Raw genomic sequence first — 13,042 nt, forward strand, 5'->3', positions numbered from 1 at the left:
TGCAGGTCAATAAAACCGGGGGATTCAGGATTATCCGATGTGCATGACAGATGGTCGTCAAAGGTGCTTTCAAGGCACATGTTTGGGGTATACTGCGCGGCCTTCGGCTGGCTTGACCGGCCTTAATTCCTATAACAAGCCACGTCGGATCCTCCACGTGGCTTGTTGTTTTTTGACGCGCCTGCGGGCGCCCAAGAGAAGAGGCGCGACGATGAGTGCACTGGTAGGCGTGATCATGGGCTCCAAGTCCGATTGGTCCACCCTCAGCCACACCGCCGATATGCTGGAAAAACTCGGCATTCCTTACGAAGTGAAAGTGGTCTCTGCCCACCGCACTCCGGATCTGCTGTTCCAGTATGCCGAAGAGGCCGAAGGCCGCGGGATCGAGGTCATCATCGCGGGTGCCGGTGGCGCAGCCCACCTGCCAGGCATGTGTGCAGCCAAAACCCATTTGCCAGTGCTCGGTGTACCGGTGCAGTCGGCCATGCTGTCGGGCGTAGACTCGCTGCTGTCGATAGTGCAAATGCCGGCGGGCATCCCGGTTGCAACCCTGGCCATCGGCAAAGCGGGCGCGATCAACGCTGCCCTGTTGTCGGCGAGCATCCTGGGCGCCAAGCATCCGCAGTTCCATACCGTTTTGAAAGCATTCCGTGCTGAACAGACAGACAGCGTGCTGGACAATCCAGACCCGCGCGTAGCCTGAGGTTTCTGACGATGAAAATCGGTGTAATCGGTGGCGGTCAATTGGGCCGCATGCTGGCTCTGGCGGGCACTCCGCTGGGGATGAACTTCGCTTTCCTGGATCCGGCTCCTGATGCCTGTGCCGCCTCGCTGGGTGAACACCTGCGTGCGGACTACAGCGACCCGGACCATTTGCGCCAGTTGGCTGACGAAGTCGACCTGGTGACGTTCGAGTTCGAAAGCGTTCCCGCTGAAACCGTGGCTTTCCTGTCGCAATTCGTCCCGGTATACCCGAGCGCCGAAGCGTTGCGCATTGCCCGCGATCGCTGGTTCGAAAAGAGCATGTTCAAGGATCTGGGCATTCCGACGCCGGCTTTTGCCGACATCCAGTCCCAGGCTGATCTGGACGCAGCAGTGGCCACCATTGGCCTGCCTGCCGTGCTCAAGACCCGCACCCTGGGTTATGACGGCAAGGGCCAGAAAGTGCTGCGCACCCCTGCCGATGTCGTGGATACGTTTGCTGAACTGGGCAGTGTGGCGTGCCTGCTGGAAGGGTTTGTGCCGTTCACCGGCGAAGTGTCGCTGATTGCCGTACGCGGCCGTGATGGCGAAACGAAGTTCTACCCATTGGTACACAACACTCACGACAGCGGCATTCTCAAGCTGTCGGTTGCCAGTACCGATCACCCGTTGCAAGCCCTGGCTGAAGACTACTCCAGCCGTGTGCTCAAGCAGCTGGATTACGTTGGGGTGATGGCATTCGAATTCTTTGAAGTCGACGGTGGCCTCAAGGCCAACGAAATCGCCCCGCGTGTCCATAACTCCGGGCATTGGACCACCGAAGGTGCCGAGTGCAGCCAGTTCGAAAACCACTTGCGCGCCATCGCCGGCCTGCCGTTGGGTTCGACAGCCAAAGTGGGCGAAAGCGCCATGCTCAACTTCATCGGCAGCGTGCCGCCGGTTGAGAAGGTGATTGCGATTGCTGATTGCCATCTGCATCACTATGGCAAGGCGTTCAAGGTCGGCCGCAAGGTCGGTCACGCCAACCTGCGCTGCGCTGATATGGCAACGTTGCAAGCGCAAATCCTCAAGGTTGAAGCCCTGATCGACGAAGCGTAAATCGCTTTGTACGGAACCATTGGGTTGTCGCTGCTCTCTGATGGCGTGATGCCAAAGTGCTGACTAGGCTTTGGTTGTAACGCCATTTAATTTTGAGGGAGCGTCCATGGGCATCATCGGAACCATTTTTATCGGCTTGATCGTTGGCCTGCTGGCTCGTTTCCTGAAACCGGGTGACGACAGCATGGGCTGGATCATGACCATCCTGCTGGGTATCGGCGGCTCGCTGGCGGCTACCTATGGTGGTCAGGCGATTGGTATCTACAAGGCAGGCGAGGGTGCCGGCTTTATAGGTGCCGTGGTGGGTGCCGTGATCTTGCTGGTGATCTACGGCCTGGTGTCGAAAAAGTCCTGATTAAACGCTTTGGCTCTCTCTGCGCCAGCCGCAGAGAGGGTTAAACTGCGCGCGTTCAATCCTTCTTTTATCGAGCCTTGCATGCGCCGTCTTCTACTGACTTTTCTTTTGCTGGGTTCAGGCCTGGCACATGCGGCAGAGTTGCCCGAAACCGACTGGCTTGAACTGATGCCCAAGTCGGATCAAATAGCCCTTGAGCAAATGCCCGAAATTGACCATGACTCGCCCGAGGCCAATGGTACGTTTACCGACAAGGGTGGTTTGAAGCAGAGCAAGGGCCTGCCCGCGGTGATGTACTCCAGCAAGACAGTGGCCAGCATGAACGGCAAAAATATCCGTTTGGGTGGCTACCCCGTGCCTCTGGAAACAGACGCCAAGGGTCGCAGCACGCTGTTTTTCCTGGTGCCGTACCCGGGCGCCTGCATTCATGTGCCGCCTCCGCCGCCCAATCAGTTGGTGTTGGTGCGCTATCCAAAAGGCTTGAAGCTGGATGATATCTACACGCCGCTGTGGGTGATGGGCTCGCTGAAGGTCGAGAAGGTCAGCAATGACCTGGCCGATGCGGCCTATGCGCTGGATGCGAGCAAGGTGCGGGTAGTGGTTGAGGAAGATTTGTAGGGATCAGACCAATTGTGGGAGCGAGCCTGCTCGCGAAAACACACTTCGCGAGCAGGTTTTGGTTGTATCAGGTTTTCAGGCGCTCGCTGCCAATACTCACACTCAGCGTATGGCTGGCGCCCGGCTCCAGGGTGATGATGTCATCCATCACATTGGCGGTTTCGATGCACAGCATGCGCTGCCAGCCATCTGCGGCCATATCGCCGAGCGTGGCGGTCTTGTCGATCCAGGGATTCCAGATTACCGCCGAGCGCGAGCCGCGGCTGGTCAGCTCGAGCGTGCGCGACCAGTCCGGGTCGACGATGCTCAACTGCTGCGGGGTATCGAGGTAGATACGATCGGTTTCGCCGCTGAAGGTCAAATCGCCCGCTTGCGCAACACGTTTCCAGTCGTCGAGTGTGTCGATGTAGGTCAGGCCGTCGACTCCTTTGACCTCAACCTTGCGCACGTCGCTGACCGCAAAGTAGCTGTGCAGGGCCTGGCTGATGCTCACCGGGATGCTGCTGCGGTTATGGCTGGTGAGGCTGATATGCAGTTGGCTGTCGAGGCGGATGTTCAGGGTCAGCGCCACGTCGTGGGGCCAGCCGGGCAGGCCGCCTTCGATGTGGGGCAAGCCCAGCGCTATATGCAGCGCCTCACCGGCGTCATCGATCTCCAGCACTTCCCATTCGCGCGTACGTACCAGGCCGTGGGCCGTGGCGGGTTCATCGCTGTGGCGCATGGCCTGCACGCTTTGCGGGTTGAGTGCCAGGTTGCCAAACCAGGGCCAGCACACCGGCACGCCCGTGCGGATGCCATGGCCTTGCTTGAATTGGGCTTTTTCGTTGAGCCAGATGATCGGCGGCTCATCACCTACCTGATAACTGAGAACCTGCGCGCCCTGTTTGGCGACCAGCAGTTGGGCCTGGCCATGCTGGAAGTGCCAGCACTCCAGTTCATCCAGGGTGACTGACTCAATGTGGTGCATGGCAGGTTCTCTATTTATAGGTTTAACGACGTGGCGGAACGGAGCGGGTGCGGCCGCTGCCATCGATGGCGACAAAGACAAAGACCGCTTCGGTCACTTTACGCCATTCGCTGGACAACGGGTCGTCACTCCACACTTCAACCATCATCTGGATCGAGCTGCGGCCGATCTCAAGTGCCTGGGTGTAGAACGACAATTGTGCGCCCACGGCCACGGGTACCAGAAATGCCATACGATCAATAGCGACAGTGGCTACACGGCCACCGGCAACCTTGCTGGCCATTGCGGTACCGGCCAGGTCCATTTGAGAGACCAGCCAGCCGCCAAAAATATCGCCGAAACCATTGGTCTCGCGCGGCAGGGCGGTGATTTGCAAGGCCAGATCGCCTTGCGGAATTGGATCTTCTTGTTCGAGCTCTAGCATGCCTAAGGGCCTCTGACCCGTGATTCATCATAAGTACTGCGGGTGAAAAAGCGTCTTTAGAAAAACGATTCAGCCCGAACATACTACGTTCGTCACGTTCTTCATAAGCCGCACCAAGGGGAAACTCTGCGAAATCGGCTGAAGTGGCCAGCGGACGTTTTCGCACAGCAACCTCAGAAGTTACCAAGTGTTTCTTACAGCATGAGTATATCGGGGGACAGCCTGGCCGACGACCTCCTGATTCTGCTTTTTGGGTGCGCTGCACGTCTAGCTCTGTGCTTTTGTAAACAATTTGTTATCTTTCAAAACCTGCCCAGCCCCTGCCGGCGAAGTTGCAGCTTTTTGCCGTGCCTAATAAGAGAAGCAATACCCCATGATCACAGAGCCTTCCAGTGCTGCACCGCCTTCGCGGCCGTTAACCCGTAATGACTATAAAACCTTGTCGCTGTCTGCCTTGGGTGGTGCGCTGGAGTTTTACGATTTCATTATTTTTGTATTTTTTGCCACCGTGGTCGGGAAACTGTTCTTTCCGGCGGACATGCCCGAGTGGCTACGTCTGATGCAAACCTTCGGTATTTTCGCTGCGGGTTATCTGGCGCGTCCTTTGGGCGGCATTGTCATGGCGCACTTTGGTGATTTGCTGGGGCGCAAAAAGATGTTCACGTTGAGCATCTTCATGATGGCTGTACCGACTTTGATCATGGGCTTGCTGCCGACCTATGCGCAGATTGGCATGTGGGCACCGATTCTGTTGCTGCTGATGCGCGTGATCCAGGGCGCGGCCATTGGTGGTGAAGTGCCCGGGGCCTGGGTGTTCGTGGCCGAGCATGTGCCGCCACGGCATGTGGGCTACGCCTGCGGCACCCTGACCTGCGGGTTGACCGCGGGCATCTTGCTGGGTTCCCTGATGGCCACGGCGATCAATACGATCTATACGCCGGCTGAAGTGTCTGACTTTGCCTGGCGGATTCCATTCCTGATGGGCGGCGTGTTCGGCCTGTTCTCGGTGTACCTGCGTCGCTGGTTGCACGAGACACCGGTATTTGCCGAGTTGCAGATGCGCAAGGCGCTGGCTGCGGAAGTCCCGCTCAAGACCGTGCTGCGCGACCATCGCGGGGCGATTGTGGTCTCGATGCTGCTGACCTGGTTACTGTCTGCCGGGATCATCGTGGTCATTCTGATGACGCCCACGGTGCTGCAAACCATTTATGGTTTTTCAGCGACCACCTCGTTGCAAGCCAATAGCCTGGCGATCGTCTTTTTGAGTTTGGGTTGCATCGCTTCGGGCGCCCTGGCTGACCGCTTTGGTGCGGGCAAGGTGTTTGTGGTGGGTTGCGCCGGGTTGCTGATCACGTCGTGGACCTTCTATCACAGCCTGCTGCAGCATCCGGACTGGCTGTTCCCGCTGTATTCCCTGAGCGGTCTGTTTGTCGGCACCATCGGTGCCGTCCCTTATGTGATGGTTAAAGCTTTTCCGCCAGTGGTGCGTTTCAGTGGCCTGTCGTTTTCCTACAACCTGGCCTACGCCATCTTTGGCGGTCTGACCCCAATGGCCGTGACCCTGTTGCTCAAGGAAAGCCCGATGGGGCCGGCGTATTACGTGGCCATTATCTGCACGATGGGCCTGGTGGTCGGTGCTTATTTGTGGAAAAAGGGCCGCTGAGACATCGCTCAGTGGCCATGACACTTCGCTAGCCTCTCCCCGAAGGCCATCATTTGTAACGAATGATGGCCTTTCATCTAATTGTCACAATCGGTTCATAGAGTAGTCACATGGCCTGCAGATACTGGCCCCCGATTCATCTAACCCCGTTTGCTAGGAGTAAGGCATGAAACTGAAGCGTGTGATGGCGGCCCTGACTTTTGTCGCCGCAGGCGTTGCAACTGCCAATGCGGTTGCCGCTGGTGTTGACCCGGCTATTCAGCCCTACGTGAAGACCACTGGTGTGTCGGGCAACCTGTCCAGCGTTGGTTCCGACACCCTGGCGAACTTGATGACCTTGTGGGCTGAGGCGTACAAAAAAGAATACCCGAACGTAAACATCCAGATTCAAGCTGCCGGTTCTTCGACCGCGCCGCCTGCGATTACTGAAGGCACCGCTAACCTGGGCCCGATGAGCCGCAAAATGAAAGACAACGAACTGGCTGCCTTCGAGCAGAAGTACGGCTACAAGCCTACCGCCATCCCGGTGGCAGTGGATGCCCTGGCCGTGTTCGTGCACAAGGACAACCCGATCAAGCACCTGACCATGGAACAGGTTGATGCGATCTTCTCTTCGACCCGCCTGTGCGGCGCCAAAGCCGACGTTAAAACCTGGGGCGACCTGGGTGTGACCGGCGACCTGGCCAACAAGCCGGTTCAACTGTTCGGTCGTAACTCGGTATCCGGCACTTACGGCTACTTCAAGGAAGAAGCCCTGTGCAAAGGCGACTACAAGCCTAACGTGAACGAACAGCCGGGCTCGGCTTCGGTTGTGCAGTCGATCAGCAGCTCGCTGAACGGCGTCGGTTACTCGGGCATCGGTTACAAAACCGCCAGCGTGAAGACCGTGCCTTTGGCTAAAAAAGGCAGCACCGAGTTTGTCGAAGACACCGAAGAAAACGCACTGAACGGCAAATACCCGCTGTCGCGTTTCCTCTACGTGTACGTGAACAAGGCGCCGAACAAGCCGCTGAACCCGCTGGAAGCCGAGTTCATCAAGCTGGTCCTGTCCAAGCAAGGTCAGGAAGTGGTCGTGAAGGATGGCTATATCCCTCTGCCAGCCAAAGTCGCTGCCAAAGCATTGGCTGACCTGGGCCTGAAAGAAGGCGCATAAGCAGACGCCATGTGGGAGCGGGCTTGCTCGCGATGCAGGCAACTTGGTACATCAGACCTATTGAGTTGACGCCATCGCGAGCGAGCCCGCTCCTGCAGGTCTGCCTCGCAACCGCTTCACCAAATTTTCCATTCCGCTGCCAGCACCGTTGGGCGGCGGATTTTTTGCGTCACTGCTTTGTCATCTTTCTGTCATACAGGACCGCTAGGGTGTGCGCATGAATGATCTGGCCAATTCCCCAATGACTACGACATCCGCTCCCAAGCGCATTGATTTCAATACGCCTGAACTGCAACGCAAGCGCCGTATCCGCGCGTTTAAAGATCACCTGACCCGCTGGTATGTATTTATCGGCGGTCTTGCCGTGCTTGGCGCAATCACTCTGATCTTCTTCTTCCTGGGCTATGTGGTTTATCCACTGTTCCAGGGTGCCGACCTGAACGCCAAACAGGCGATTACGCCGGTGTGGATGCAGGACGCCGGCAAGCCGCTGATGATCTCCATCGAAGAGCAGAATCAGGTCGGTATGCGGGTGTCCGACAAGGGCATGGTGTTGTTCTTCAATGCGAAGAACGGCGAAGAGCTGTCGCGGGTCAACCTGCCGTTGCCGGCCGGCACTCAAGTGACTTCTCTGGGTGAAGACCAGCCGGGTAATCCGGTGGCGGTGCTGGGCCTGTCCAACGGTCAGGCGCTGGTGTTCCGGCACAGCTATAAAGTCAGCTACCCGGATGGCAAGAAGACCATCACCCCGGCAATCGAATACCCGTATGGCGAAACGCCAATCGTCCTCGACCCGCAGGGTGGTGCACTGGATCACGTCAACCTCAGCGTCAACGATTCAACGCTGGTGCTGGCCGGTTCCTCGGGCGCGCAACTGAACGTGCTGTCACTGGCCCGCGAAGAAAACATGATGACCGACGAGGTCACCAACACCGAGACCCGTATCGACCTGCCGCAGATGACCGCGAAGGTCAAAGCGCTGTATATCGACCCGCGTCAGCAGTGGTTGTATGTGATCAATGATCGCGCCCAGGCCGATGTCTTCAGCCTGCGCGACAAAAGCCTCAACGGTCGCTACAAGCTGGTGGATGACGCAACCACCGAGATCACCGCCAGCACACAACTGGTGGGCGGTATTTCGCTGATTTTTGGTGATTCCAAGGGCGGCCTGAGCCAGTGGTTCATGGCTCGCGACCCGGATGGCGAGCAGCGCTTCAAACATATCCGCAGCTTCCAGATGGGCACGTCGCCGATTGTTGAAATCACTGCCGAGCAACGCCGCAAGGGCTTCCTGGCTCTGGACGCGGCCGGCGAGATCGGTGTGTTCCACAGCACCGCGCATCGTACCCTGCTGGTCGAGAAAGTGGCAGAAGGTCCGGGCGTCATGGCGTTGTCGCCGCGTGCCAACCGCATCATCGTGGAAGAGGGCGGCAAGCTGCTGCCACTGACCCTGAAGAACCCGCACCCGGAAGTGTCCTGGAGCGCGCTGTGGAGCAAGGTCTGGTACGAGAACTACGACGAGCCTAAATACGTCTGGCAATCGACAGCCGCCAACACTGACTTCGAACCGAAAATGAGCCTGGCGCCATTGACCTTCGGTACCTTGAAAGCAGCGTTCTACGCGATGTTGCTGGCGGCACCTCTGGCCGTTGCCGCAGCCATCTACACCGCTTACTTCATGGCACCAAGCCTGCGCCGCAAGGTCAAGCCGGTGATCGAGCTGATGGAAGCGATGCCGACGGTGATTCTGGGTTTCTTCGCCGGTCTGTTCCTGGCGCCGTATGTGGAAGGCCACTTGCCGGGGATTTTCAGCCTGCTGGTGCTGATGCCGATCGGCATTCTGGTGGCGGGCTTCACCTGGAGCCGCCTGCCCGAGTCGATCCGCCTGCGTGTGCCTGACGGTTGGGAAAGCCTGATCCTGATCCCGGTGATTCTGTTTGTATGCGGCCTGTCGCTGTATATGAGCCCGTTCATGGAAGCCTGGTTCTTCGGTGGCGATATGCGCCTGTGGATCTCCCACGACCTGGGCATTACTTACGACCAGCGCAATGCTCTGGTTGTGGGTCTGGCAATGGGCTTCGCGGTGATCCCCAACATCTACTCGATTGCTGAAGATGCCGTGTTCAGTGTGCCTCGCGGTCTGACCCTGGGTTCGCTGGCGCTGGGTGCCACACCGTGGCAAACCATGACCCGCGTGGTCATCCTGACGGCCAGCCCGGGGATCTTCTCGGCACTGATGATCGGTATGGGCCGTGCGGTCGGCGAGACGATGATTGTGTTGATGGCCACCGGTAACACCCCGGTCATGGAAATGAACCTGTTCGAAGGCCTGCGTACCCTGGCGGCGAACGTGGCGGTGGAAATGCCGGAGTCGGAAGTGGGCGGTAGCCATTACCGCGTGCTGTTCCTCTCGGCGCTGGTGCTGCTGTTGTTCACCTTCATCATGAACACTCTTGCCGAACTGATTCGTCAGCGTCTGCGCAAGAAATATTCGTCGCTTTAAGGAAGGTAGAAGTCTGTGAAACAGAACTCCCTCAAAGGCTGGTTCAAGAGCGGCGCTCCAGGCGTCTGGATCAGCGGTGGCGCAGTGTCCATCGCCGTCATCATGACCATCGGCCTGCTCTCGGTGATTGCCGTTCGTGGCCTGGGCCACTTCTGGCCGGCCGACCTGATCCACGCTGAATACAACGTGCCGGGTGATGCCAATCACCTGGTGATCGGCGAAGTGGTGCAAAAGGAAGAAGTGCCCCGCGAGCGCCTGAAAAGTGCGGGCCTGCCGGTGCCGGAACAAGGCCCGGAGTTCATGACCCGGGAGCTGATCAAGGTCGGCAACCGTGACCTGAACGGCAATGATTTTACCTGGGTGGTCGGCGAGTGGTTGACGAACCAGAGCACGCCGCCCGAGTTGATGGCCATCGAGCGTCGCGAGTGGGGCAACTTCTACGGCTACCTGGTTAACGTCAAGGAAAACGGCAAGGTGGTGGCAGAAGGTGCCGCGGCCTGGCCGGAGCTGCAAGCGCGGGTCAAGCGTGTCAATGACCTGGCCGCGCAACTGAGCCAGCTTGAGAAGAAAGATATCGGCGCGATCAACTACGGTCTGGAGCGCATCCGCCTGCACGGTCGCAAGCTGGAGCTGGAAGGCAAGCTGACACCGCAGGCGCAGGCTGACATGGAAACCGAGCGCGCCGAGCTGAATGCACGCTACAAGGCCATCGAGGACCGCTTGGGCGAGTTGCATGCACAGTTCAACCGCGACAGCCTCACGGCCCGGGATGCCAACGGCAAAGAGCTGGAAATCGGTATCGGCAAGGTGGTCAAGGTGTACCAGCCGAACGCGATGAACAGCTGGCAGAAACTGGCCATGTACTTCAGCAATATCTGGGAATTCCTGAGCCAGGATCCACGTGAAGCCAATACCGAGGGCGGGATCTTCCCGGCCATTTTCGGCACGGTAATGATGACCCTGATCATGGCGGTGATTGTGACGCCGTTTGGCGTACTGGCGGCGGTTTACCTGCGTGAATATGCCAAGCAAAACACCCTGACCCGGATCATCCGTATCGCGGTGAACAACCTGGCAGGCGTACCGGCCATCGTTTACGGCGTATTCGGCCTGGGCTTCTTTGTGTACGTGCTGGGCGGCTCGGTTGACCGCCTGTTCTTCGCAGAAGCATTGCCTGCGCCGACCTTTGGTACACCTGGCCTGATGTGGGCTTCGCTGACCCTGGCGCTGCTGGCCGTGCCGGTAGTGATCGTGGCCACCGAAGAAGGGCTGGCGCGGATTCCGCGTACAGTGCGCGAAGGCTCGCTGGCGCTGGGTGCAACCAAATCGGAAACCCTGTGGAAAATCGTGCTGCCGATGGCCAGCCCGGCCATGATGACCGGCATGATCCTCGCCGTGGCCCGTGCCGCCGGTGAAGTGGCACCGCTGATGCTGGTGGGCGTGGTCAAACTGGCGCCGTCGCTGCCGCTGGACGGCAACTACCCGTACCTGCACCTTGACCAGAAGATCATGCACTTGGGCTTCCATATTTATGACGTCGGCTTCCAGAGCCCGAACGTCGAAGCCGCCCGACCGCTGGTATACGCCACGGCGCTGCTGCTGGTGCTGGTGATCGCGACCCTGAACCTGTCCGCCGTGTGGATTCGTAACCACCTGCGCGAGAAGTACAAGGCGCTGGATAGCTGATAGACACATGACCTGTGGGAGCGGGCTTGCCCGCGATGGTATCGGTAAGGTTTCAGCGTGAAACCGAGGTGCCTGAATCGCGAGCAAGCCCGCTCCCCCAGAAGAAACCCGGTTACTGAAAAACCGAAACGAATTTTTAGCGTATGGAGCAACCCATGCAGCATGAATCCTCAACCCACGGCATCAACATGTCCGCCTTGGGTCGCACCAAACAAAGCTTGAACCTGGCAAACGAAGAAGTCGCTATTGAAGTCCCGGGCCTGAATCTTTACTACGGTGAAAAACAGGCTCTGTACGACGTCAGCCTGAATATCCCGAAACAACGGGTAACGGCATTTATCGGTCCGTCCGGATGTGGCAAGTCGACGCTGCTGCGTACCTTCAATCGCATGAACGACCTGGTGGACGGTTGCCGCGTAGAAGGCGAGATCAACCTGTACGGCAACAACATCTACCGCAAGGGCGAGGATGTAGCCGAACTGCGTCGCCGCGTCGGCATGGTATTCCAGAAGCCCAATCCGTTCCCCAAAACCATTTACGAGAACGTGGTTTACGGCCTGCGCATCCAGGGCATCAATAAAAAGCGTGTGCTCGATGAAGCCGTCGAATGGGCGCTCAAGGGCGCGGCGTTGTGGGACGAAGTCAAAGACCGCCTGCACGACTCGGCACTGGGTTTGTCCGGTGGCCAGCAACAGCGTCTGGTGATTGCCCGTACCATCGCGGTAGAGCCCGAAGTGTTGCTGCTCGATGAGCCATGCTCGGCACTCGACCCGATCTCGACGTTGAAAGTCGAAGAACTGATCTACGAGCTCAAGTCCAAGTTCACCATCGTGATCGTAACCCACAACATGCAACAGGCAGCCCGTGTCTCGGATTACACAGCGTTCATGTACATGGGCAAGATGGTTGAATATGGTGACACTGACACGCTGTTCACCAACCCGGCCAAAAAGCAGACCGAAGACTACATTACCGGGCGCTATGGCTAGTTTGAGCGGCATTGCCCGTTCTATGTCACGATAATTCGGCTGGCCGCTAACCGCGTGCAGCTCACAGCTTTTGCGGAGCAGAACCATGATTTCAAAGGATGGCCTCACCCATCACATTTCCGCGCAGTTCAACGCGGAACTCGAAGACGTGCGCAGCCACCTGCTGGCGATGGGCGGCCTGGTCGAGAAGCAGGTCAACGATGCGGTGACCGCACTGATCGAGGCCGACTCGGGCCTGGCGCAACAGGTGCGTGAGATCGATGAACAGATCAACCAGATGGAGCGCAATATCGACGAGGAGTGCCTGCGTATTCTGGCCCGTCGTCAGCCTGCGGCGTCTGACTTGCGATTGATCATCAGCATTTCCAAGTCGGTGATCGACCTGGAACGCATTGGTGACGAAGCGACCAAGATCGCCCGTCGGGCCATTCAGTTGTGCGAAGAAGGTGAGGCGCCGCGCGGATACGTTGAAGTGCGCCATATCGGTGACCAGGTGCGCAATATGGTGCGTGATGCACTGGATGCGTTTGCCCGCTTTGACGCCGATCTTGCCCTGTCTGTGGCGCAGTACGACAAAATCATCGACCGTGAGTACAAGACCGCGCTACGTGAGCTGGCCACTTACATGATGGAAGATCCGCGTTCGATCACGCGTGTGTTGAGCATCATCTGGGTGCTGCGCTCACTGGAACGTATCGGCGACCACGCCCGCAATATCTCGGAGCTGGTGATTTATCTGGTACGCGGTACAGACGTGCGGCACATGGGTCTCAAGCGCATGCGCGAAGAAGTTCAGGGCACGGGTGCCGATAACGCTAATGTTGCGTCGTCGCCTGACGATAAATAAGGCAGCCCGATCTAAAAAACGCCCGGCTCAATGCCGG

At 58.3% G+C, this 13,042-nt stretch carries 12 protein-coding genes; 10 read left to right on the forward strand and 2 right to left on the reverse strand.

Going from position 1 to position 13,042, the window contains the following annotated elements:
- The first annotated feature begins 211 nt into the window (after positions 1 to 211).
- From purE to PPTH39_RS17235, 4 genes are all read left to right on the forward strand, one after another.
- On the forward strand, positions 212 to 703 hold the full coding sequence (gene purE / locus PPTH39_RS17220) for a 5-(carboxyamino)imidazole ribonucleotide mutase (RefSeq protein ID WP_016782937.1): 492 nt from the start codon (positions 212 to 214) through the stop codon (positions 701 to 703).
- A gap of 11 nt (positions 704 to 714) precedes the next feature.
- On the forward strand, positions 715 to 1,800 hold the full coding sequence (locus PPTH39_RS17225; RefSeq protein WP_094999530.1) for a 5-(carboxyamino)imidazole ribonucleotide synthase: 1,086 nt from the start codon (positions 715 to 717) through the stop codon (positions 1,798 to 1,800).
- A gap of 106 nt (positions 1,801 to 1,906) precedes the next feature.
- A complete protein-coding gene (locus PPTH39_RS17230; protein ID WP_016782939.1) occupies positions 1,907 to 2,155 on the forward strand; it encodes a GlsB/YeaQ/YmgE family stress response membrane protein in 249 nt (82 codons plus the stop codon).
- Between the two features lie 81 nt (positions 2,156 to 2,236).
- The gene (locus PPTH39_RS17235; protein WP_094999529.1) at positions 2,237 to 2,773 is read left to right on the forward strand and encodes a DUF3299 domain-containing protein; all 537 of its coding nucleotides are present in this window, start codon (positions 2,237 to 2,239) and stop codon (positions 2,771 to 2,773) included.
- Positions 2,774 to 2,840: 67 nt separating this feature from the next.
- On the opposite strand, the gene PPTH39_RS17240 is transcribed toward PPTH39_RS17235, so the two are convergent.
- A complete protein-coding gene (locus PPTH39_RS17240; protein WP_095017948.1) occupies positions 2,841 to 3,740 on the reverse strand; it encodes a D-hexose-6-phosphate mutarotase in 900 nt (299 codons plus the stop codon).
- A gap of 22 nt (positions 3,741 to 3,762) precedes the next feature.
- Positions 3,763 to 4,164 carry an acyl-CoA thioesterase gene (locus tag PPTH39_RS17245; protein ID WP_003438129.1) on the reverse strand — a complete coding sequence of 134 codons (402 nt, stop codon included), beginning with the start codon at positions 4,162 to 4,164 and terminating at the stop codon, positions 3,763 to 3,765.
- Positions 4,165 to 4,537: 373 nt separating this feature from the next.
- On the opposite strand from PPTH39_RS17245, the gene PPTH39_RS17250 reads away from it, so the two are divergent.
- The 6 genes from PPTH39_RS17250 (at position 4,538) to phoU (ending at position 13,005) form a co-directional block, all read left to right on the forward strand.
- Entirely contained in the window at positions 4,538 to 5,827 is a 1,290-nt protein-coding gene (locus tag PPTH39_RS17250) for an MFS transporter (protein WP_130872238.1), read from the forward strand.
- A gap of 166 nt (positions 5,828 to 5,993) precedes the next feature.
- A complete protein-coding gene (locus tag PPTH39_RS17255) occupies positions 5,994 to 6,980 on the forward strand; it encodes a phosphate ABC transporter substrate-binding protein PstS (protein WP_094999526.1) in 987 nt (328 codons plus the stop codon).
- 217 nt (positions 6,981 to 7,197) lie between these two features.
- Entirely contained in the window at positions 7,198 to 9,483 is a 2,286-nt protein-coding gene (locus tag PPTH39_RS17260) for an ABC transporter permease subunit (protein WP_094999525.1), read from the forward strand.
- A gap of 15 nt (positions 9,484 to 9,498) precedes the next feature.
- Complete coding sequence (gene pstA, locus PPTH39_RS17265; protein ID WP_095017950.1) at positions 9,499 to 11,169, forward strand: phosphate ABC transporter permease PstA; 1,671 nt, start codon at positions 9,499 to 9,501, stop codon at positions 11,167 to 11,169.
- Positions 11,170 to 11,324: 155 nt separating this feature from the next.
- Complete coding sequence (pstB, locus tag PPTH39_RS17270; RefSeq protein ID WP_094999523.1) at positions 11,325 to 12,158, forward strand: phosphate ABC transporter ATP-binding protein PstB; 834 nt, start codon at positions 11,325 to 11,327, stop codon at positions 12,156 to 12,158.
- Positions 12,159 to 12,243: 85 nt separating this feature from the next.
- On the forward strand, positions 12,244 to 13,005 hold the full coding sequence (gene phoU, locus PPTH39_RS17275) for a phosphate signaling complex protein PhoU (RefSeq protein ID WP_094999522.1): 762 nt from the start codon (positions 12,244 to 12,246) through the stop codon (positions 13,003 to 13,005).
- Positions 13,006 to 13,042 lie beyond the last annotated feature (37 nt).

Source organism: Pseudomonas bubulae (assembly GCF_900618535.1).
GTDB lineage: Bacteria > Pseudomonadota > Gammaproteobacteria > Pseudomonadales > Pseudomonadaceae > Aquipseudomonas > Aquipseudomonas bubulae.